Source organism: uncultured Brevundimonas sp., from assembly GCF_963975535.1.
Taxonomy (GTDB): domain Bacteria; phylum Pseudomonadota; class Alphaproteobacteria; order Caulobacterales; family Caulobacteraceae; genus Brevundimonas.
Genome location: NZ_CAXBHE010000009.1, coordinates 102,573 through 124,611 on the forward strand (window position 1 = coordinate 102,573; position 22,039 = coordinate 124,611).

General features: G+C 68.0%; 17 protein-coding genes. 6 read left to right on the forward strand and 11 right to left on the reverse strand.

Annotation, left to right across the window (positions count from 1 at the left end; translation table 11 throughout):
- The first annotated feature begins 131 nt into the window (after nucleotides 1-131).
- The 4 genes from dnaN (at nucleotide 132) to gyrB (ending at nucleotide 6,102) form a co-directional block, all read left to right on the forward strand.
- The gene (gene dnaN / locus AACZ75_RS12885; protein ID WP_339873346.1) at nucleotides 132-1,250 is read left to right on the forward strand and encodes a DNA polymerase III subunit beta; all 1,119 of its coding nucleotides are present in this window, start codon (nucleotides 132-134) and stop codon (nucleotides 1,248-1,250) included.
- A 71-nt stretch (nucleotides 1,251-1,321) separates the two neighbouring features.
- Nucleotides 1,322-1,621 carry a GIY-YIG nuclease family protein gene (locus tag AACZ75_RS12890; protein ID WP_339873348.1) on the forward strand — a complete coding sequence of 100 codons (300 nt, stop codon included), beginning with the start codon at nucleotides 1,322-1,324 and terminating at the stop codon, nucleotides 1,619-1,621.
- A 43-nt stretch (nucleotides 1,622-1,664) separates the two neighbouring features.
- Nucleotides 1,665-2,813: a DNA replication/repair protein RecF gene (recF, locus tag AACZ75_RS12895; RefSeq protein ID WP_339873350.1), complete on the forward strand. Its 1,149-nt coding sequence runs from the start codon at nucleotides 1,665-1,667 to the stop codon at nucleotides 2,811-2,813.
- Nucleotides 2,814-3,651: 838 nt separating this feature from the next.
- On the forward strand, nucleotides 3,652-6,102 hold the full coding sequence (gene gyrB, locus AACZ75_RS12900; protein ID WP_339873351.1) for a DNA topoisomerase (ATP-hydrolyzing) subunit B: 2,451 nt from the start codon (nucleotides 3,652-3,654) through the stop codon (nucleotides 6,100-6,102).
- A gap of 21 nt (nucleotides 6,103-6,123) precedes the next feature.
- On the opposite strand, the gene AACZ75_RS12905 is transcribed toward gyrB, so the two are convergent.
- The 6 genes from AACZ75_RS12905 to argB form a co-directional block, all read right to left on the reverse strand.
- The gene (locus tag AACZ75_RS12905) at nucleotides 6,124-6,561 is read right to left on the reverse strand and encodes a surface-adhesin E family protein (RefSeq protein WP_339873353.1); all 438 of its coding nucleotides are present in this window, start codon (nucleotides 6,559-6,561) and stop codon (nucleotides 6,124-6,126) included.
- A 79-nt stretch (nucleotides 6,562-6,640) separates the two neighbouring features.
- Nucleotides 6,641-8,509 (reverse strand): DNA helicase RecQ, encoded by a 1,869-nt coding sequence (gene recQ, locus AACZ75_RS12910; protein WP_339873355.1) that lies wholly within the window; start codon nucleotides 8,507-8,509, stop codon nucleotides 6,641-6,643.
- A gap of 56 nt (nucleotides 8,510-8,565) precedes the next feature.
- Nucleotides 8,566-9,045, reverse strand: a complete 480-nt coding sequence (locus tag AACZ75_RS12915; RefSeq protein ID WP_339873357.1) for a DUF805 domain-containing protein — start codon at nucleotides 9,043-9,045, stop codon at nucleotides 8,566-8,568.
- Between the two features lie 15 nt (nucleotides 9,046-9,060).
- Nucleotides 9,061-9,942, reverse strand: a complete 882-nt coding sequence (dapD, locus tag AACZ75_RS12920) for a 2,3,4,5-tetrahydropyridine-2,6-dicarboxylate N-succinyltransferase (protein ID WP_339873359.1) — start codon at nucleotides 9,940-9,942, stop codon at nucleotides 9,061-9,063.
- A complete protein-coding gene (locus AACZ75_RS12925) occupies nucleotides 9,939-10,652 on the reverse strand; it encodes a pyrimidine 5'-nucleotidase (RefSeq protein WP_339873361.1) in 714 nt (237 codons plus the stop codon). Before AACZ75_RS12925 ends, dapD begins: the two co-directional genes overlap by 4 nt.
- Nucleotides 10,649-11,572: an acetylglutamate kinase gene (gene argB, locus AACZ75_RS12930; RefSeq protein WP_339873362.1), complete on the reverse strand. Its 924-nt coding sequence runs from the start codon at nucleotides 11,570-11,572 to the stop codon at nucleotides 10,649-10,651. Before argB ends, AACZ75_RS12925 begins: the two co-directional genes overlap by 4 nt.
- Before the next feature lie 182 nt (nucleotides 11,573-11,754).
- Here argB and AACZ75_RS12935 point away from each other — a divergent pair, with 182 nt between their 5' ends.
- Nucleotides 11,755-15,636 carry a M10 family metallopeptidase C-terminal domain-containing protein gene (locus AACZ75_RS12935; protein ID WP_339873364.1) on the forward strand — a complete coding sequence of 1,294 codons (3,882 nt, stop codon included), beginning with the start codon at nucleotides 11,755-11,757 and terminating at the stop codon, nucleotides 15,634-15,636.
- Nucleotides 15,637-15,688: 52 nt separating this feature from the next.
- Here AACZ75_RS12935 and AACZ75_RS12940 read toward each other — a convergent pair whose 3' ends face one another.
- Nucleotides 15,689-17,101 carry an FkbM family methyltransferase gene (locus AACZ75_RS12940; RefSeq protein ID WP_339873366.1) on the reverse strand — a complete coding sequence of 471 codons (1,413 nt, stop codon included), beginning with the start codon at nucleotides 17,099-17,101 and terminating at the stop codon, nucleotides 15,689-15,691.
- 170 nt (nucleotides 17,102-17,271) lie between these two features.
- Between AACZ75_RS12940 and AACZ75_RS12945 the strand changes: the two genes are divergently transcribed.
- The gene (locus AACZ75_RS12945; protein ID WP_339873368.1) at nucleotides 17,272-18,132 is read left to right on the forward strand and encodes an FkbM family methyltransferase; all 861 of its coding nucleotides are present in this window, start codon (nucleotides 17,272-17,274) and stop codon (nucleotides 18,130-18,132) included.
- 20 nt (nucleotides 18,133-18,152) lie between these two features.
- Here the strand turns inward: AACZ75_RS12945 and AACZ75_RS12950 are convergent, their stop codons facing one another.
- The 4 genes from AACZ75_RS12950 to AACZ75_RS12965 are packed head-to-tail and all read right to left on the reverse strand — an operon-like array spanning nucleotide 18,153 to nucleotide 21,659.
- Entirely contained in the window at nucleotides 18,153-19,022 is an 870-nt protein-coding gene (locus AACZ75_RS12950; protein ID WP_339873370.1) for a hypothetical protein, read from the reverse strand.
- The gene (locus tag AACZ75_RS12955) at nucleotides 19,019-19,690 is read right to left on the reverse strand and encodes an ABC transporter ATP-binding protein (protein ID WP_339873371.1); all 672 of its coding nucleotides are present in this window, start codon (nucleotides 19,688-19,690) and stop codon (nucleotides 19,019-19,021) included. The genes AACZ75_RS12950 and AACZ75_RS12955 overlap by 4 nt, the downstream gene beginning before the upstream one ends.
- Complete coding sequence (locus AACZ75_RS12960; protein WP_339873373.1) at nucleotides 19,690-20,856, reverse strand: chain-length determining protein; 1,167 nt, start codon at nucleotides 20,854-20,856, stop codon at nucleotides 19,690-19,692. The genes AACZ75_RS12955 and AACZ75_RS12960 overlap by 1 nt, the downstream gene beginning before the upstream one ends.
- 26 nt (nucleotides 20,857-20,882) lie before the next feature.
- A complete protein-coding gene (locus AACZ75_RS12965; protein ID WP_339873375.1) occupies nucleotides 20,883-21,659 on the reverse strand; it encodes an ABC transporter permease in 777 nt (258 codons plus the stop codon).
- Nucleotides 21,660-22,039: the final 380 nt, after the last annotated feature.

The following is a 22,039-nucleotide window of genomic DNA, read 5'->3' on the forward strand; positions in this document are numbered from 1 at the left end:
CGGTGGGTGCTCCCTAAGCCCTAAGCCCCAAGCCCTACAGGGTTCCTTGCCCCGCGCCACCAATCCGCTAGTGTCCAAGGCCCTCCAGTCGCAGCGACGATCCTGAGTCGTCGCATCCCGGGCGAGACGACATGCAGCTGACCATCGAACGATCCGCGCTCCTGAAGGCCCTCGGCCATGTGCAGAGCGTGGTCGAACGCCGCAACACCATTCCGATCCTGTCGAACGTCCTGCTCAGCGCCGGTCGCGACAAGCTGGCCTTCGCCGCCACCGATCTCGACATGGAGATGGTCGACGAGGCCGAGGCCGTGGTCCAGGTCGAGGGGCAGATCACCGCCCCGGCCCACACCCTGTACGAGATCATCCGCAAACTGCCCGAGGGGGCCGAGGTCTCGCTGACCTACAACAGCGACGATCCGCGGCTGACCGTCTCGGCCGGGCGTTCGAAATTCAACCTGCCGGTGCTGCCGGCCGGTGACTTCCCGGTCATGTCGGCCGACACCGGCGGCACCCGCTATGCCGTGGCCAAGGACGACCTGGCCCGGCTGATCGACAAGACCCGCTTCGCCGTCTCGACCGAGGAGACGCGCTACTATCTGAACGGCCTGTATCTGCACACCGTGGCCGAGGCCGGGGTGCCGCTGCTGCGCGCCGTGGCCACCGACGGTCACCGCCTGGCCCTGGCCGAGACCCCGGCCCCCGACGGCGCGGCCGGCGGCCCCGGCGTCATCGTGCCGCGCAAGACCGTCGACCAGGTGCGTCGCCTGCTCGACGACGGCTCCGGCCCGGTCGAGGTCCAGGTCAGCCCGCAGAAGATCCGTTTCGAATTCGGCCAGGCCTCCCTGACCTCCAAGGTCATCGACGGGGCCTTCCCCGACTATATGCGCGTGATCCCCAAGGGGAACGACAAGCGCGCCGACATCGACAACGCCACCTTCAAGAACGCGGTCGACCGCGTCGCCACCATCTCGGCCGAGAAGAGCCGTTCGGTGAAACTGGCCTTCGAGCTGGATCGCGTCACCCTGACCGTGCGCAACATGGAGGCCGGCCAGGGCGTCGAGGAGGTCGAGATCGGCTATTCCGAGGAACCGTTCGAGATCGGCTTCAACGCCCGCTACCTGCTGGACGTCGCCGGCCAGATCACCGGCGAGAACGCCACCTTCATGTTCGCCGACCCGGCCAGCCCGACCCTGGTCCTCGATCCGGGCGACCCCGGCGTCCAGTATGTGCTGATGCCGCTGCGGGTGTAGGGGCTCACACAAATCCGCTCATCCCGGCGAAAGCCGGGACCCAGTGCTTTCGTGAGGTACGGAGGTTCCGGTTGGCGTTTTTCACCTACATCGTCGCCAGCGGGCGCAATGGCACGCTCTATACCGGTTCGACCGACGACCTGATCCGCCGGGTCAGTGAACACCGGGACAAGGTCCGGCCGGGCTTCACCGCCAAATACGGGGTGGCCATGCTCGTCTGGTATGAGGTCCACGAAACGCGGCATGCAGCCTTTGTCCGGGAGCGCCAGATCAAGGAATGGAAACGTCTCTGGAAGCTGGAGTTGATCGAGCGCGCCAATCCCGGCTGGGTGGATCTGTGGGATCAGGTACTTGTCGAGTACAGTGTCTGAGCCAAAGGACTGGGTCCCGGCTTTCGCCGGGATGAGCGGAATTTTGAGTATCCAGTCCCTCACCCTCACCGATTTCCGGTCCTATGCGAGCGCCACCCTGCCGGTCCCGGCGGGGCCGGTGGTGCTGTACGGGCCCAATGGCGCGGGCAAGACCAATCTGCTCGAGGCGCTCAGCCTGTTCACCCCCGGCCGCGGCCTGCGCGCGGCCACGGCGGTCGAGATGGGCCGGCGCGAACCGGGCGAGGCGACCGGCCGGGCCTGGGCCGTGGCCCTGACCCTTGATGCCGGCGGCGGCGACGAAGTTCGCCTCGGCACCGGCGTCCAGTCCCCCGGGGCCGCGCGGCGCATCGTCCGCATCGACGGCGAGACGGCCCAGCCGGGGCGGCTGCTCGACTGGCTGCGCCCGGTCTGGGCCACGCCCGAACAGGACCGGCTGTTCTCCGACGCCCGCGCCGCCCGGCTCAAATTCTTCGACCGTCTGGTGTTCGCCGCCGTGCCCGACCATGCGGCGGTGGTGGCCGGCTATGAGAAGGCCCTGCGTGAGCGGCTGCGTCTGCTGACCGACGGGGCCGCCAATTCTGAAAAGGGGGGGCGCGAGGCCGACCCCCTGTGGCTGGACGCGCTGGAGTTGCGACTGGGCGAGGCCGGGGCCCGCGCCGCCACGGCCCGCACCGCCGCCCTGGCCGTGCTCCAGGCCGGGATCGACGCCCGCGGCGACCGCCCCTTTCCCCAGGCCGATCTGGGCCTGACCGGCGAGGCCGAATCCATGGCCGCCGCCGGGGCCGACCTGGACGCCATCGCCGCCGCGATCCGCGAGGGCCTGCTGCGATCCCGCCCCCGCGACGCCGCCGCCGGCCGCTCCCTGTTCGGTCCGCACCGCTCGGACCTGACCGCCCTGCACCGCGAGAAGAACCGCCCCGCCGCCGAGGGCTCGTCCGGCGAACAGAAGGCCCTGGTCCTGAACCTGATCCTGGCCCAGGTGACCCGGCTGCGCTCCGTCTCGGCCGTGCCGCCGGTCCTGCTGCTGGACGAGGCCCCGGCCCACCTCGACGCCCGTCGCCGCGCCGCCCTGTTCGAGGAGATCATCGCCCTCGGCCTCCAGGCCTTCCTGACCGGCACCGAGGCCGACCTGTTCACCGACCTCACCGGCCACGCGACGTTCGTAAAGGTTGAGAGCGGCGGGTTCGGGTAGGAAAGAACCCCTCTCCCGGGGGAGAGGGGTTGGGGAGAGGGCGTACGGTATCGCCCCCGGGCGCACCATAACCCCTCACCCTTTCGCCTGACCGATCGCTGCGCTCTCGGAGGCTCAAGCCCTCTCCCGCCGGGAGAGGGAGGCGATGCGAGGTGTTTGCCAACAATCCCCCTATCGGCGCTACTCAAACCCTAGCCCCATCAACCCCCTAACCAAATCCACCCCCTAATCTTCCCGCCCTGGTCCCCGCGCGTGCCAGACTCTCCCCCGTCCCGTCGCACGGGGGCTCGCTCGGCCGGCGATCCGCAGCGGCGGCGGGAGCGGATGGAGCGGGCGCAACCCGGAGCCGGATCCCCTGTCGGGGTCGCTGGCCGCGGGGATGCGAGGTCGAGCCGGGTGAAAAGCCGGACGGCCGAGGGGGCGGGGCGGAGACCCGCACCGGTCCAGGAGATGGTCGCTGCCATCCCTGCCCGCCGTGTGCAGAAGGACCCCTCGTCAACAGCGAGGCCCACGGTCCGCGCATGTGGAAGCCTGTCCGCGCGGAGCGTCAGACGTTCGCCGAAACATATACCCACACGGTCTCCGGGCGGACGCCCGGCGCTCCGTCCATGCCCCCATAGCCGCGGCCGGACCGGCGCGCGGGGCTCCGGTGTGCGCGGTACGCGGCGGCCCGTAGGCCCCGGTCCCGAAATCCCCGTATCCGCTCGCTTTTGCTGCGCGAATTCCTATATAAACACAGGACGGGAACGGCCGGAATCGGTCGCCTTCCGAATGCATGAAACAGCGGGCCGGGTCCGCCCTACCAGACCCCCAGCCGCCCGCGTCTCCGGACGATTGAATGACCGACCAGAACGATACGGCGCGCAACGAAGACACCGCCGAAGAAGCCGCCTACGGCGCTGAATCCATCAAGGTTCTCAAGGGCCTGGATGCCGTCCGCAAACGGCCGGGCATGTATATCGGCGACACTGACGACGGGTCGGGTCTGCACCACATGGTCTATGAGGTGGTCGACAACGCCATCGACGAGGCCCTGGCCGGTCACGCCGACCTGGTCCAGGTCATCCTCAATGCCGACGGCTCGGTCACCGTGACCGACAACGGTCGCGGCATCCCGACCGACATTCACGAGGGCGAAGGCGTCTCGGCGGCCGAGGTCATCATGACCCAGCTGCACGCCGGCGGGAAGTTCGACCAGAATTCCTACAAGGTGTCCGGCGGCCTGCACGGCGTCGGCGTCTCGGTGGTCAACGCCCTGTCCGACTGGCTGGAACTGAAGATCTACCGCAACGGCAAGGCCCACCAGATGCGCTTCGAGCGCGGTGACACCGTCACGCCCCTGCGCGTCGTCGGCGACGCCCCGATGCGCGACAACGGCAAGGTGCTGTCCGGCACCGAGGTCAGCTTCTATCCGTCGGTCACCACCTTCTCGCACATCGATTTCGACCTGAAGACGCTGGAACACCGGCTGCGCGAACTGGCCTTCCTCAACTCGGGCGTGGTCATCCGCCTCGCCGACCATCGCGGTGTCGAACCGGTCGAACAGACCCTGCATTACGAGGGCGGGGTCGAGGCCTTCGTGCGCCACCTGGACAAGTCCAAGACGCCGATCCTCAAGGACGTCATCGTCATCCGGGGCAAGAAGGAAAACATCGAGATCGACCTCGCCCTGTGGTGGAACGATTCCTACCACGAGACGATGCTGTGCTTCACCAACAACATCCCCCAGCGCGACGGCGGCACCCATTTGTCGGCCTTCCGCGCCTCCCTGACCCGGGTCATGGGGGCCTATATCGAGAGCTCCGGCGCGGGCAAGCGCGAGAAGGTTTCCGTCACCGGCGAGGACGCCCGCGAGGGCCTGACCTGTGTGCTCTCGGTCAAGGTGCCGGATCCCAAATTCTCGTCCCAGACCAAGGACAAGCTGGTCTCGTCCGAGGTCCGTCCGGCGGTCGAGGGCCTGTGCACCGAGGGCCTGTCGCAGTGGTTCGAGGAACACCCGCTCGAGGCCAAGCAGATCGTCGGCAAGATCATCGAGGCCGCCTCGGCCCGCGAGGCCGCGCGCAAGGCCCGCGACCTGACCCGGCGCAAGTCGGCGCTGGAAATCAGCTCCCTGCCGGGCAAGCTGGCGGACTGCCAGGAGCGCGATCCGGCCAAGTCCGAACTGTTCATCGTCGAGGGCGATTCCGCCGGCGGCTCGGCCAAACAGGCCCGCAACCGCGAGAACCAGGCCGTGCTGCCGCTGCGCGGCAAGATCCTCAATGTCGAGCGCGCCCGCTTCGACCGGATGCTGTCGTCAGAGCTGATCGGCACCCTGATCCTGGCGCTCGGCACCGGTATCGGCCGTGACGATTTCAACGCCGACAAGCTGCGCTATCACAAGATCATCCTGATGGCCGACGCCGACGTCGACGGGGCCCACATCCGCACCCTGCTGCTGACCTTCTTCTATCGTCAGATGCCGGAACTGATCACCCGCGGTCACGTCTACATCGCCCAGCCGCCGCTTTATAAGGTCTCCAAGGGCAAGCAGAGCCGCTACCTGAAGGACCAGGCCGAGATGGACTCCTACCTCATCGAGGAAGGCTCATCCGAGGCCGAGCTGGACCTGCCGACCGGCGAGCGTCGCACCGGCCTCGACCTGCAGTCGCTGGTGCGCGAGGCCAAGGCCTTCAAGGCCGGTGTCGACCGTCTCAGCCAGCGCGCCCCGGTGTTCGCGATCGAACAGTCGGCCCTGGCCGGCCTGTTCACCGACGACGGCACGGACATGGCCACCAAGGCCGCCGCCGCCGCCGCGCGTCTCGATCTCTATGCCGAAGAAGGCGACGGCAGCTGGTCGGGCGTGCCCGGCGAACAGGGGGCCGTGGTGTTCGAACGCGTCCGTCGCGCCGTGTCCGAACGGGTGGTGCTGGAAGAAGCCCTGATCCGTTCGCTGGACGCCCGCCGTCTGGCCGAACGGGCCACGGCCTTCGAGGGCCTGTTCGACGCCCCGGCCGTCTACCGCCGCAAGGACAAGTCGACCACGATCCGCGGACCGCTCGACCTGCTGACCGCCGTGCTCGAGGCCGGCAAGAAGGGCCTGGCCATCCAGCGGTACAAGGGTCTGGGCGAGATGAACCCGGAACAGCTGTGGGAGACCACGCTCGACGCCAACGCCCGCACCCTGCTCAAGGTCGAGGTCGAGCACGAGGAAGACGCCAACGACCTGTTCGCCAAGCTGATGGGCGATGTGGTCGAGCCGCGCCGAGAGTTCATCCAGGAAAACGCCCTCGACGCCGCCGTCGACGTCTAGGGCGAAACCGGAACCGCTGTCCTAGCGGCGGCGGCTGTCCACATAGGCGGCGATCGACGGCCATGAGCCCTCGCTCGAGCGTTCACCGTCGCAGGCGATGGCCTTGAGGAAGTCGAGATAGCTGTCGCGGACCAGCGGGTCCCACGGAGCCTCGGCATCATCGAACCGGCCGGTCTCGGTGCCGTCAGGGCCATAGTCGACCGACAGGATCGACCGCACCTGGCGGGCCCCGCAGCGGAAGGTGAAGGTGTCGACCGAATGGGTATAGTCGCCGGCGGCACCGGACTGCGGCACCTTGGCGGCGTGGATGGCGGTCACCTCGCCCTCCACGCTGATGCTGTCGACGTCGGCCAGGTAGGCGATCCGGCTGCTGTACGAGAATTTGTGCCAGTTTTCGGCGGCCGCCGGACCGGCGGCCAGCGTCACGGCAGCGAGCGCCAGCGATAGCAGCGTTTTCATCACAGTCTCCCCAAACGATGTTCCGCCCATGATCGCCTTCGGCGGGAAATTGGCAAGGGGTTACGGCCCGACCCGGACGCTAGCCGCCGAGAGCCTGCAACACGGCCGTGCCGTAGCGATCCAGCTTGGTCTGGCCGACCCCCGAGATATGGCCCAGGGCGTCGAGACTGCCCGGCTCGGCCAGGGCGATCTCCAGCAGGGTCTTGTCCTGGAAGATGACGTAGGGCGGCACCTTCTGCTCCGCTGCCCGCTCGCGCCGCCAGACCCGCAGCCGTTCGAACCGGGCCCGGACGTCGGCGTCCATGGCCTCGACCGCGGCATTGCGACCGGTGCGGGTCCGCTCCCGGGGGGCGCTGGCCCGCGCCGGTCCCTGCCGCACCTCGATGACCCGCTCGCCGCGATAGACGCCGCGCACCGCCTCTGCCTCGCCCAGCCGGATCAGCGGCTTGCCCTCGTTGGGATCCTCGACCAGCAGCCCCTCGAACAGCAGGTGGTCGATCACATCGCGCCAGCCGGGTCGCGACAGGTCGGCCCCGATGGCCCAGGTCGACAGGGCCGTCTCCCACGGCTGCGGGTCTTTCGTCCCGCCCAGCAGATGGTCGATGACCCGGTTGCGCCCGAACCGTTCGCCGAGCCGCTGCACCGCTGCCAGCGCCTTCTGGGCCGGGACGGTGGCGTCGACCAGGGCCGGCGGATCGCCGCAGATGTCACAGACCCCGCACGGCCCGGCGTCGCTCTCGCCGAAATAGCGGCGCACGGCCTGGGGCCGGCACACGGCCCCGTCCAGCATGGCGAACAGCTGGCGTGCCTTGCGTACCTGCACCGCCTTGACCGCCTCGTCCATCGGCCGGCTGTCCAGCCGCTTCAGCGTCCAGGCGATGTCCGACGGGCCGTACAGGGTGATGCCCTCGGCCGGTTCGCCGTCACGCCCGGCCCGGCCGATCTCCTGCCAGTAAGCCTCCAGCGACCCGGGCGGATCGGCATGGATGACGAAGCGGACGTCGGCCTTGTCGACCCCCATGCCGAAGGCGATGGTCGCCACCATCACCGCCCCGTCCTCGGCCAGGAACCGGGCCAGCAGCCGGTCGCGCTCCCGGGCGTCCATCCCGGCGTGATAGGCGATGGCATTGGTGCCGGCGTCGCGCAGCGCCCCGGCCACCCGTTCGCAGCCGTCGCGCGAACCGCAATAGACCACCCCCGACTTGCCGCGCCGCTCGCGCACCAGGGCGATGACATGGGCGTCGGTCCGGGCCCGCGAGGCCGACTCCTTGCGTTCGGCCGACAGCTGCAGATTGGGGCGGGCGAAACTGTCGACGAAGACCCGGGCGTCGTCGAGCCGCAGCGACTTGACGATATCCTCGCGGGTCCGGGCGTCGGCGGTGGCGGTGACGGCGATGCGCGGCACCCCGGGGAACAGCTCGGCCAGACGACCCAGGGTCCGGTAGTCGGGGCGGAAGTCATGACCCCACTGGCTGACGCAGTGGGCCTCGTCGATGGCGATCAGGCTCAGCGGCAGTTCGTGCAGCCGGTCGATCAGATGCGGCTGGGCCAGCCCCTCGGGCGACACATAGAGCAGGTCCAGTTCCCCGGCGCGGGCCTGACGCCAGATCTCGGACCGGTCGTCCATGGAGACACCGGAATCCAGCCGCGCCGCGGCCACGCCCTGCTGTTTCAGCGCCTCGACCTGGTCGGTCATCAGCGCGATCAGCGGCGACACCACCAGACCCAGGCCGGGACGCAGCATGGCCGGAATCTGGTAGCAGACGCTCTTGCCGCCGCCGGTCGGCAGCACCGCAAGCACGTCGCGTCCGGCCATGATCTCGGCCACGACCTCGGCCTGCAGGCCGCGGAAACCGGCATGGCCCCACACCTTCTCCAGCGTCGCGCGGGCGGTCTCGAGCAGGGCGGAGTCCGAGGCAGGGGTGGTCACGGGCGAGTCGGCGAGCATGGCCGGGTTGTGCCCGATCTGTTCCGGGCTGTCACACGCCTTCTGACCGGCTTCCCCTAGATCGGTGCAGGGCCGTAGCGGTTCGGCGCGGGGCGGCCCTTGCGCAAGCCGATCTCGATGAAACCCCACACATACAAGGCAAAACCCGCCAGCACCGCGATCGCCGTGGCGATGAAACCGGGTGACGACGGGTCCGCGTCAAGGCCTCCCGTCCGGACGAACAGGACACCGGAGAAGGCCAGCGGCGATGCGTAGATCACCAACCACCAGCCGCTCCGGTTGCGATCATGCAGGCGGCGAACGCCGAGGGCGATGGTCGCGATATAGACGAACAGGATCGGGATCAGCCCGATCAGGGCGGTCCAATTGGGCAGGGGGCTCAATAGAAGCGTCATCGAGATGACGGGGCCCAGGAGCAGGATCAGCGCCAGGGGCCGTTGTGCCCGCCAATAGGTGATCACCCCGGTGCGTCCGGTGAAATCGAGTGATCTGGTGACATAACCGCCCATGGTGATCTCCATGGCGGAGACCATCATAGGTGGTGTGTGCCGTCAATCCCGCAGCAACTCATTGACCCCGGTCTTGGCCCGGGTCTGGGCGTCCACCCGCTTGACGATCACGGCGCAGTAGAGCGACGGCCCGCCCTTGGGATCCGGCATCGCTCCGGGCACCACCACGGAATAGGCCGGCACCTCGCCGCGGAACACTTCGCCGGTCGCCCGGTCGATGATCTTCGTCGAGCCCGACAGATAGACGCCCATGGCCAGCACGGCTCCCTCGCGGACGATGACGCCCTCGGCCACCTCGGCCCGGGCCCCGATGAAACAGCCGTCCTCGATGATCGTCGGATTGGCCTGCAGCGGCTCCAGCACCCCGCCGATCCCGGCCCCGCCGGACAGGTGCACATTCTTGCCGATCTGGGCGCAGGATCCGACCGTGGCCCAGGCGTCAACCATCGAGCCCTCGCCGACATAGGCCCCGATATTCACGAAACTGGGCATCAGCACGACGTTGCGGCCGATGAAGGCCCCCTGGCGCACGATCGCCCCGGGCACGGCGCGGAAGCCGGCGCTCCGGAAATCGGCCGCGCCCCACTCGCCGAACTTGCTCGGCACCTTGTCCCAGAACGGGCCGATGCCCGGGGCATGATCGGACGACAGCGGACTGGCCGGGCCGCGGTCGCCGGCCCGCATGATCCGGTTGTCATTGAGCCGGAAGGACAGCAGCACCGCCTTTTTCAGCCACTGGCGCGTGGTCCAGATCCCGTCCGCGCCGCGCGAAGCCACGCGGGCCTGGCCGGAATCCAGCAGGGCCAGGGCGGTGTCGACGGCCTGGCGCACCTCGCCCTGGGTGGCCGGCGAGGCCTGGGCCCGGGCCTCCCAGGCGGCTTCGATGACGGCTTCCAGATGGGCGCGATCGGTCAGGTCGGTCATGGTGTGATGTCTCCCGGCGTCAGGACGGCTGTGGCGAGAAAGGTGTCGAGGGTCGCTGTGCGATGGTCGACATAGTCGGCCTCGACGTCGAAGGCGTGGGCGCCGACCAGCACCGTGGTCATGCCGACCGCCTTGGCCGGGGCCAGGTTTCTGACCGTGTCCTCGAAGAAGGCGGCCCCGGTCGGATCGACCCCGAACCGTTCGGTCATCCGCGCAAAGGTGCGGGGGTCCGGCTTCGGAATCAGGTCGGCGTCCTCGAGGGCGAACAGGCCGTGGAACAGGTCGGTCAGCTCCAGCCGCGCCAGCACCCGCTCGGCATGGGCCAGCGAGCCGTTGGTGAAGATCAGGCGGGGACCTTCAAGCCGCTCCAGTCCGGCGCGCAGTCCGGGGTCGGGTTTCAGAGCGTCCAGTGGCACGTCATGGACCTCGGCGAGAAAGTCGTGCGGGTCGACCCGGTAGTTGGCCATCAGCCCGGCCAGCGAGGTTCCGTAGTCGCGCAGATAGCCCTTCTGAACGACCATCGCGGCGTCCGACGCCATGCCGGACGTGCGCACCACATACTGGTTGATGCGCTTTTCGACCAGTTTCATGAACTGGGTCTCAGGGGGATAGAGGGTGTTGTCGAGATCGAAGATCCAGCTGCGGATATGGCTCAGGTCCACGCCGATCCCGGGCGATGACCCGGCCTGCCGGGCCACGCCTGTCGTCACGCGCTCACCAGGGTCCCGGCCCCGTGCTCGGTAAACAGCTCGACCAGCATGGCGTGGGGGCGTCGGCCGTCCAGAATGACCACGGCCTCGACCCCGGCCCGAACCGCCGCGACGGCGGTCTCCAGCTTGGGGATCATGCCGCCGGTTGCTGTGCCGTCCCGGATCAGGCCCTCGGCTTCGGCGATATTCATCTGCCGGATGATCTGGCCGTCCTTGCCCTTCACGCCGGGCACATCCGTCAGCAGCAGCATGCGCTTGGCGTTCAGCGATCCGGCGATCGCGCCCGCCACCGTGTCGGCGTTGACGTTGTAGGTCTGGCCGTCCTCGGCCACGCCGATCGGGGCGATGACCGGCACCCAGTCGGCATCGCTGTCGATCAATCGCACGATCAGCTTGGCATCGACCTTGGTCGGTTCGCCAACAAAGCCGAGGTCGACCTCATGCTCGATCATGCTGTCCGGGTCGCGGCGGGTCCGTTTGGTCCGCTCGACGGTCAGCAGGCCGGCGTCCTTGCCGGACAGGCCGATACCGCGCACGTCGGCCTCCTTGCCGGCGACCGTGATCCAGTGGGCGATCTCCTTGTTGACCGCGCCGGACAGGACCATCTCGGCAACCTGCATCGTGTCCTTGTCGGTCACCCGCAGGCCGTCGACGAAGCTGGACTTGACCCCGGCCTTTTCGAGCATGGCGCTGATCTGCGGTCCACCGCCGTGCACCACGACCGGGTTCACGCCCATCAGCTTCAGCAGCACCACATCAGCCGCGAACTGGCGCGCCACCGCGCTCTCGCCCATGGCGTGGCCGCCGTATTTGATGACCACGGTCTCGCGGTCATAGACCTGAATATAGGGCAGGGCCTCGGCGAGGGTCTTCGCCGTGTCCCAGCCGCGGTCTTCGGATTGGCGTTCGGTCTCGTCCATGATGGCGGCTCGATAGCGGTCGGGGCGGGCGCTGTCACGATCAAACCCTGTATCGCCGGGTGTCGAGGGTTTGCGCCACGATTGCCACGGCATCGTGAGCGGGCCCGAACGGCAGAAACCCTTGTCGTTTCGCTGCGGCGCGCTAGGGTGAAGGCTGTATTGTATCGACCGGGAACATCACAATGCTGGACAGAGTCGGCGAGCCCTTTGCGGGCGGTGGTGCAGGATTTGTCGATGACGACACGGCCGTCTCCGGTTCCGACGACACGGCCGTCTCCTATTTCGGGGAAATTTCCAGCTATGCGCCCTGCGGCTGCTGCGGCCGCTTTCATGCCGTTTCGGATGGCACGGGTGACGGTCAGGGCGTTCTGCTGAACGGCGACGACCGGGGTGGCTTCGGATCCAACGGCAAGCCGTCGTTCTCGGTCACCGATGCGGGGGCCCAGCTGACGCGCAACAGCAGCGGCTGGTCCGGCGTGGTCGGTGGGTCCGCCACCGTCACCTATGCCTTCCGCAGCACGGCTCCGGGCACCATGCCCAGCGATACAGGCGGATTTTCCCAGTTCACCAGCCTGCAGATCACCGCGACCCTGCTGGCCCTGACGGCCTGGTCGGATGTCGCCAACGTCACCTTCCTGCGCGTCGACGACGGTGCCGGCTATTCAAACAACGCCACCATTCTGTTCAGCAACTATTCGACGGGCTCGGATGGCGCGGCGGCCTTCGCCTATACGCCGGGAAACGCGGCCACCTCGTCCAACTCCGGCGACGTCTGGATCAACAATACGCTGAGCTACAATGCGACACCGGTGATCCTGGGCTACGGCCAGCAGGTGCTGCTGCACGAGATCGGCCATGCCATCGGGCTCAGCCATCCGGCCGCCTATAACGCCAGCGCCGGCGGCACCGTCACCTACACCAATGACGCGATCTATTTCGAGGATTCCCGCCAGTATTCGGTGATGAGCTATTTCAGCGAAACCAATACCGGGGCGGATTACCGGACCGGCGGCGGCACCCGGCAATATGCCGCCGCGCCGATGCTCGATGACATCGCCGGGGCCCAGCGTCTTTACGGGGCCAATATGAGCACCCGGGCCGGCGACACGGTCTACGGCTTCAACTCGACGGCGGTTCAGCCGTGGTTCAATGCCAGCACGACATCGGCCCTGATCTTTGCGGTCTGGGACGCCGGCGGTACCGATACGCTCGACTTCTCCGGCTATGCGATGGCCCAGACGATCGACCTGCGCCAGGGAGCCTTCTCCAGTGTCGGCGGGCTGGTTGGCAACGTCGCCATCGCCCTCGGGGCGGTAATCGAAAATGTCGTCGGCGGCACGGGAGCGGACACGATCCGCGGTAACTCGGCGGCCAACCGGATCAACGGCAACGGCGGCAATGACGTCATTGATGGCGGCCTCGGCATCGACACAGTCGTCTTCAGCGGCCCGCGATCCGCCTATACGGTTACCTGGTCCGGTCAGGTCGGCACGGTCGCCGGCGGGGGGGCCACCGTCACCCTGACCAACGTGGAATTCCTCGCCTTCTCCGACATCACCATTGCCGCCGCCCCGACCGGCGGGATCACGGTCGCCGGCGATGTCACGAGCGAGACCATCACCGGCAGCGCCTTCGCCGACACCATCGGTGGCCTCGGCGGCGACGATGTCATCCACGGGCTCGCCGGCAATGACTATCTCGACGGTGGATCCGGCAACGACACCCTGAACGGCGGTGACGGCGACGACACCCTGATCGGCGGTCTGGGCGATGACAGCCTTAACGGCGGCAACGGCTGGGACATTGCCGACTATTCCGGAGCCGCGGCCGCGGTCACCGTCAGCCTCGTCTCGGGGACCGCCTCGGGCGGTGCCGGCAACGATACCCTGGCGTGGATCGAGGAGATCCGGGGATCAACCTACAACGACGTTCTGACCGGCGACGGCAACGCCAACACCCTGCGCGGCGGCGGCGGCATCGACACCCTGTTCGGCGGCGCCGGCGACGATATCCTCTATGCCGGCGCTCCCGGACTGACCGGTGGCGCGCCCGACATCATCAAGGGGCCGGGCGTGGCCAACGCCAGCATCGCTGCGGCCGTCTCGCTCACCGGCGGCTTCGACCTGCTGGCCCGGCCCGATGTGGCCAATTCGACGACCATCCCGCATGCGACCGTGGTGGCGACCACCCACGGCGGCGTCGAATACTACGCCTTCACCGTACAGGCGGGTGACACGGTCACCTTCGATATCGATGCCGCCAGCTTTGACACCACCCTGCGCCTGTTCACGTCCGCCGGGTCTGAACTCGCCAATAACGATGACGGCGGGTCCGACAACACCGGCACCGATTCAGCCCTGACCCACACCTTTGCGTCCGCCGGAACCTATTACATCCAGGTCGCCCAATGGATCGCCAACGGCGGTGGCACCTTCACCAGTGGTGCGCCCGGCCCGGGCGAACGCTACACGCTGCACGTCTCCATTCCGAGCGCGACCGTGGTGCCGCTCACCCAGGTGGGTTCGACCCTGTACGGCGAGGACGGGAACGACACCCTGCACGGGGGAGCCGGCCCGGACACCCTCAGCGGCGGGGCGGGCAACGACCATTATGTCGTCAGCTCCCAGGCGGCGATCATCGTCGAGAGCCCCGGCGGCGGGTATGATTCGGTAACGGCGTCGGCCAGCTTCTACCTCTACGACAATGTGGAGGATCTCACCCTGGCGGCCGGCGCGGGCAACATCTACGGCGTGGGGAATGCCCTCGCCAATGTGATCGTCGGCAACGAGGGCCAGAACCTGCTGATCGGCGGTGCCGGCAACGACACGATCTCGGGCGGTGCGGGCAATGATGCCCTGTTCGGCGAGAGCGGCGACGACATCCTGAATGGTGACGCCGGGATCGACTACCTGGTTGGGGGTGCCGGAAACGACACGCTGAACGGCGGAACCGGCGCCGACGCCCTGTACGGCGAGGACGGTGACGACCTGCTGATCGGCGGCCCCGATTTCGTGACGGACATTCTCGTCGGGGGGGCCGGGAACGACACTCTCCGCGGCGACTCCGGGCTCGGTGATTACGATTTGATGGACGGCGGTTCCGGTGACGACATCTATTGGGTGGACACCGGGGATGACCTGACCTTCGAAGCGGCGAACGGGGGCATCGATACGGTTCACGCCGATGTTCGCGTCCCCAACGGCGGTGTCTATCTCTACGCCAATGTCGAGAACCTGGTTCTGGAGGGCACCACGGCGTTCGGCGTCGGCAATGAGCTCGACAACAGCCTGATCGGCAATGCGAGCAACAACTACCTGCTGGGCGGTGCCGGAAATGACCGTCTCAACGGCAAGGGTGGATCCGATGTCCTGTTCGGTCAGGGCGGTGCCGACATCTTCGTGTTCGAGATCGGCACGGGGGGCGATGTCATCGCCGATTTCGAGATCGGCGTTGACCGGATCGACCTGACCGGCTTCGGCTTTGCCAACTTCAGTCAGCTGGCGGTCAATTTCAGCCAGGTCGGTGCCGACGGCGCCATCAACCTGGGTGGCGGCGACTTCATCGTCCTGCACAGCGTTACGATGGCCAGCCTGACCGCCGCAGACTTCATCTTCCCGGGTGGCGCGGGCGCGTCTCCGCTCGCCTCGCCCCAGTCGGCTCCGATGCTGTCCGGAACCGCCGGTTCGAAATCGTCCGGAGACCTGCCGTTCGTCCTTCCGGGTCTGAACGGGGACGGCAATGACGCCTTCGTTGACGGGGTCTCGCTGGGCGGCCTCGCCGGGCCAGAATCCGACAAGAGCGCGGACCTGCAACCGCTGGTGCTGCCGGCCCTGACGGACGACCCCTTCCTGTCCGGAATCGTCGATCAGGACTGGGGTGCCGTTCAGGCGATACTGACGGCCGAGGCGAATGCAGGTCACATGATCACGGAAGCCGTGCCGGGGCTTGAGCATTGGCAGACTGCGGCGATCCCCCAGGGCGATCCGCTTCTGGCGGTGCCCGGTGGCCATGAAACGGTCCCCCCCTGGATCGAGGATGGCTATATGGGCAGCTGGGCGTTCTAGCGGGGAGGGCGCGTGCCGATCGCCCGCCCGGTGAATGCCGGGCCGACCGGAGTCAGGCCTGGGCCACGACAAGGCCGGCCGGTGCCGCCCGGGCCATGACGACGTCACAGGCCGGGAGGGCCGGCATGTCACCGGCCGCTATACTGAGCAAGGTGGAGTCGTGCTGGATCCTCCAGTAGCGGAAACCGAGGCTGGACAGCCATTCGACCAGCTCCGGGACATCGGCGCGAGCCGACATCTGCACCACGTCCCACTCCATGCAGACAACAATGTCCGGACTTTGCAGCAACCGCGCCGCACCGCGCAGGATCAGGGGTTCCGACCCTTCGGCGTCCATGCGGATGACCCGCACGTCGTCAGGGGCGACGGAATCGAGCGTGACGGTCTCGACAGTCACCAGGACGCTGTCCGGTCCCAGGGCTCCCGGTGTCGTGGAGATGGTTCCGCCGCCGGCATTGCGGCGTGAGGTGGCGAAACTCAGGGTGCCGGCCCGGTCAGACGCCGCCATGGCGACCACTTCCACCGTCGCGCGATACCCGTTGAAATTGACGGAACGCCGGACCAGTTCGGCCAGTCCGGGATTGGCCTCGAAGGCGAGGATCAACCCTTCCGGCCCGGCCAGTCGGGCCATGGCCACCGTATAGTAGCCGAAATTGGCACCGACCTCGATGATCCGGTCCCCGGGGCGGACCAGGGCGCATACGACCTTGTGTATCCAGTTCTCCCAATAGCCGCGGGCAATCAGATGGGCACCGACCGCCTCGTCCATGGGGTCGACGTAGAGATAGTGTCCGTCCTGGATCTGGGCGATTCCCAGGTCCTGCCCCAGCGTGAAATAACGCTGCGACCCGGCGGTCGCGTCCGGCACGCCAGAGCCTCCGGCCGTCGCACGCGTGCGAACGGCGATGGCATCCTTCCGAACCGCTGCCGGAAGCCGCAGACGCCGTCGCCGCGCGATTCTCGAGGGACGGCGTCGGCCCAGCTGCAAACGGGTCGCCTCCGCGGTCGGCGGCGGGTTCGGCAATCTGGAACGCTGCGCCGGCGGAGTGATCCCGGCGATCCCGGAGTCGGGGCGGATACCGCGTTGGGCCAGGGTTCGCAGCTCGGCGACGGCATCCGTCAGGGTGGGGGCCACGCGAACGGCCCGGCCGAAGGCGTTGGCGGCCTCGGTCCACCTTTCGGTCTGTTTCAACAGGTGGCCCAGCTGCAGATGCGGATCCGCGATATCGGGAGTCTGCTCACTTGCCGCGACATAGGCGGCCTCTGCCCCGACCCAATCGCCGGTTTCCTTCAGGGCATGGCCCAGTTGCACCCACAGATCCGCCCGTGAATCGTCGAGGGCCAATGACGACCGGTAGCGTCGAATCGCTGTCGGCCAGTCACCCCGGTCACGCGCAGCATCGCCGGATTTCGCGAAATGGCGCGCCGATTTGATCCGGTAGAGGGCGAAACCGAAGATTTCCATGGGGCTAATGGCTAAGGCCGGGTCGCGCCTAAATCAACGGCCTTGACCGCAGGCCGGCCCCGCTGCGCACCGGAGCCATCGCGACAACCGCCAGCCGATCCGTGCCGTCGGTTGCGTGTCCGGTTATTGTCGGGGCAGATGCGCAGACCTGCCGCCGGAAAGTCGCGTTGATGCCCACCCTGCCGCTAGCTGAACTGAATCTGATCGGCGAGAATGAGCTGGTGTCTCTCGACCGGTGGGCGCTGGAGCGACGCAGCCGGGCCCTGGCCCAGGCCATCTATCTCGGCGAAGGCGTGGCGCTGTGCCGCGCGCTCGGTCGCTACAAGGTTTACGTCGCCTCCGATGATGTCGGCTTCGGTGCCCATCTGATGCTCGACGGTGCCTGGGAGACCTGGCTCACCGTTTTCATGGCCCGTCGCCTGCGGCCGGGCATGCGGGTCGTCGATGTCGGGGCCAACCACGGATACTATACCGTCCTGTTCGCAGATCTCGTCGGGCCGACGGGCCGGGTGGCGGCGATCGAACCGGGCCCGCGAACCGCTTCCCTGCTACGACGGACCGTGGCGGTGAACGGGTTTGACGGTCGCGTGACCGTGTTCGAGGTGGCGGCGACGGAGTCGGATGGTGCAGGTCTCGTCCTGGCCAGTCCGTCCCATGAGCCCAAGAACGCCCGCATCGTCGGCGATGACCAGGCCGGGATGCCGGACACGGTGGCGATCATCGGCGCGCGCCTGGACACCCTGCTGCACGACTGGCCGAAGGTCGATTTCATCAAGGTCGACGTCGAGGGGGCGGAGGAGGCCATGCTGGCCGGAGCCTGGCCCTTGCTGAGGCGTGATCGTCCGGCCCTGTTGCTGGAGTTCAATGCCGGCCGCTGTCGGGACCCGGGCGGGCTTCTGGACCGGCTGGTCCTGCTCTACGGGCGGCTCCGCGCCGTGTCGTTTGACAGTGAGGCGGAACCGGTCTCCCGCGCGGCCCTGCTCGACGGGGGGCGGCAGGACGACTGGCTGCTGTGGTTCGAGGGGCGCTGAAGCCAGCGGCTTTCCACGCGTCAGAGCCGCTCCACCTGGACTTCAAGCAGGCCCAGCCGACCGCCGAAGGCCGCCTGCTCGAGCCAGAGTCTCACTTCCGCAGCCCCCTGGGCCCGCCAGCGCTGCTCCAGCGCGATGGCGTAGTGGCCGGGCTCCCCGATCGTGACGCTGGCCGTGGTCATGTCGGCAGCCGGTCCCCATTCGAGGCGAAGCCGGATGTGTCCCCCTTCCGGATCCGCCCCGATCCGCACCGTGGCGCGCCAATCGCCGGCCGGCAGGACAATGTGGGGACCATAGACGAGCGCCCTGGGGCGGCCGGTCAGGTCAACCTGAAGCGGCGCGGCGGTCGCGCGACCGGCCGGATAGGTGAACAGATCCGCCGGCCAGAGGGCGGTGGCCCCCGAAACGGGGGGCACTGCCCGATAGACATCCAGGGCCGTCGTCGGGATCGGGGTGACCGCGACGGCGTCCTCGCGATCAACCCGGCCAAGGTGGGGCAGGTCCAGGGTGCGCGACGGCGCATCCACGACCCTGGCCCCGCCCGAAGCCAAGGATGACGCCGCGGCGAACCGCTGCGCCGTATGCCAGATCGCGGCCAACGGGGCTCCACCGGCGATGTCCATGCCGGCGGCGGCAACACTGGCGGCCAGGGCGGCAGACGGCCTGTCGGCGATGATCAGCCAGTCGGCGGCGGACCAGACGGCCATCGCCGTCTCGCAGGTCGCGAGCCTGAGGGCCCCCTGGCCCTTCCCGGGTGCCACCGCCACCGGCGAGGCACCCTCGATGACCTGCCAGCCTGCCGCCGTCGCGGCGGCGATCAGGGCCGCCCGCCAGGCCGCCTCGAACGGAGTCGGGGTGAAGAAGACTCCGAGGCGAGGCCCGTCCGTCACGCGGCCCGCAGCCAGGTGTAGATCTCGACCGCCTCGTGAACGTCGTCAAACAGCTTGGCCTTGCCGCCCTCGATCACCAGGGCCTTGCGGCAGTGGGCCGCGACGAGGTGGACGTCGTGCGAGGCCATGATGAAGGCGCGATCTGCACGCTGCGCGAACAATTCCTCCTGGCATTTCTGCTGGAATCGGGCGTCGCCGACGGCGACCAGTTCATCGATCAGGTAGCAGTCGAACTCGATGGCCAGGGACAGGCCAAAGGCCAGGCGCGCCCGCATGCCGGAGGAATAGTGTTTGACCGGCCCGGTCAGCTGGTGGCCCAGCTCGGCGAAGGCGTCGACCCGGTCCCGCAGTTCGGCGAAATTCCGGTCGTAGAGCCGGGCCAGAAAGCGGATGTTGTCCAGTCCCGACAGGCTGCCCTGGAAGCCGCCCCCGAAGCCGATGGGCCAGGAGGCCGTCATGCCCCAGTCGACCCGGCCGGTGCTGGCCGGCAGGACGCCGCCGAGGATCTTGATCAGGGTGGACTTGCCCTGGCCGTTGCGCCCGAGGATCGCCAGCCGCCCCGAGCGACCGAGCTCGAAGGCCAGGTCCGCAAAGACCGGGCGACGGGCCTGCCGCCAGGTCTTGCCGAGTCCCTCGACCACCAGGCCCTTCGGTGTCGCCGGCAGCATCAGCCCTGACCGTGTTCGCGCACCCCGGCCCAGATCATCCAGCCGATGCCATAGACCAGCAGGGCGCTGGCCAGGACGGTCAGCAGGGACAGCCAGCGCCGTGGCTCGAGGGCTTCGTCCGGGCGACTCGGATTGACGACCCGCTCCAGATAGAGGCTCTGCCGCCGGGACTCCTGCCGGGCCAGCACCAGGGCGGCGGCGGCTTCCGTCAGCTGCTCGCCGGCGAATTCGCGTTCCTGGACCAGGTCTTCATAGGCGCTGACCTGCGGAGCCAGCGAGCCCGCGTCGCCGGCGATCTTGGCGCGCTCGAGCGCGATCTGCCGCTCGAAGGCGGCGATCCGGCTGTCGAGTCCGGGCAGGCGGGGGCTCTGGGGGGCCTCGGCGGCCAGTTGGGAGCGGTCAGCCTTCAGGCCGGCGACCGTCGCCATCAGATCGCCGATCAGCTTGCCGCCTTCGGCCGCGGTCCGGGCGGGATCGATAAACCGTTCCCGGTTGCGAAAGGCGATCAGCCGCTGCTGGGCCGTGTCCAGTCGGGTGCGGGCCTCGGCCTGGGCCTGTTCGGCGGCGGCGACGGCGTCGGTGGCCGCGCGGACGTTGAGCCGGTTGACCAGCCTCTCGCCGCCCTGCAGCAGCGCCTCGGCCATGCCCGCGGCCTCCTCGGGCGCAAAGGCCTCGACGCGCAGGGTGCTGATGCCGGTGGTGGAGTCGTATCCAACGGTGACGAAGCGCTGATAGCCGCGATGCAGACCCTCGAAGGTCCGGCTGTCCCAGGGACGCGGATAGCGGGACAGGATGTCGGCCCCCGGCCGGCCGAGCACGGCGGCGACATCGTAGCGCCTGCCCAGATCGCTGAGCCCGTCGCGCGAGCGGATATATTCATGCACGGCAAAGGCGTCGGTCTGGGCCCCGGGCAGGCCCACGCCCTGCAGGGCCACGCCGAGGGCCGAGGGCTGGGTCTGGGCCGGGGCGCGCACGATGAAGCGGGCCTCCGATACATAGCGGGGCGAGGCGATCAGCAGATAATAGATCGCGGCCAGCAGGGTCGGAAGGATGACCACCAGCACAAACGGCCATGGCAACCCGCCCAGCCGTTGGACCAGCGAAACGGGCGCGCGCGGTTCCGGGCCGGGCAGGGGGCCGAGATAGTCGAGGCGCGGTTCGGTCATGTCAGGCGCGCATCCCGCAGCTCGGTCTATTCGGCATCGATACGGTCCTTGGCCCCGGCCAGCAGGATCAGCCCGGCGAAATTGAACACGGCACTCCATCCCAGGGCATAGAGCGCATCATAACGGGTAGCCACGAATTCCCCGAATACGCCAGCCCGGATCATTTCGATCGGATGAGGGAAGGGCAGCAGAAGATAGACATCCTGATAGGGGGGCGGAATCCATGAAACCATGAAGAACACGCCGGAAACCGGGATCAGCGCATAGGTTAGCAGGGGGATGACCCGCTCCATGACATCGGAGCGCAGGGCCAGGGCGCTGAGCATGATGGCCAGTCCCATCGACATCCACCCCAGCAGCAGCCAGCCGCCATACAGCAGCAGCCAGTCATGCGGGGCCGAGACCTGGCCCAGGCCCGCCAGAAAGGCGTAAACGATCACGAAGGCCCCGGTGGCCCCGCCGAATTCCAGGAGGTTGCGCGCGAGATAGAGGTGCAGGACGGTGACCCGTCGGTGGTGCAGCAGCCCGATGTTCGCCTGGATCGCGGACAGGCTGTAGGAAATCTGGTGCCGCATCAACAGCAGCGCCATATAGCCGGTCATCACAAAGGGGCCGAGGCGCACGCCATGCTCATAATCGGGCTTGATGATGTGCCACATCAGCAGCACGCCGAGGCAGAACATCAGGGGCTCGCCGATGAGCCAGAGGAAACCCAGCCCTTCCCGGCCGTAGCGCGTGATCAGTTCGCGCATCATCAATGCGCCGACGATCCGGCCGTGCTGCGGAAAGAAACCGACGCTCATTTCGCCAGTCTATCATGATCCCGGCGCAATCCGCGACGTCCGGCCGGCGGTTGCCGGTCGATATCATCCGGCGTGCCCGGACGGGCCGGTGTCCCCCGGGCGGGGCCTGAACAGGGGTGAATTCCCCTGTATCTTCAGCACCACGACTCGCCGGGAAAGGCGGGGTCCACCGTGTGGTTCCTCGACGTTGTAGACTTTAGGTGGTAGCGGTTCGGTCGGGCGGCGTGTCCGCTTGGACTCAACATTTCCTGCCTGCGGAGGGCTTCACCTATGCGCATAAAGACATTTATCCTCGCATCCAGCGCAGCGGCGGCACTCGCCCTGTCCGCCGGTGCTGCGGCGGCTGAGCCGAACGGTTGGTACGGTGCGATTGACGCCGG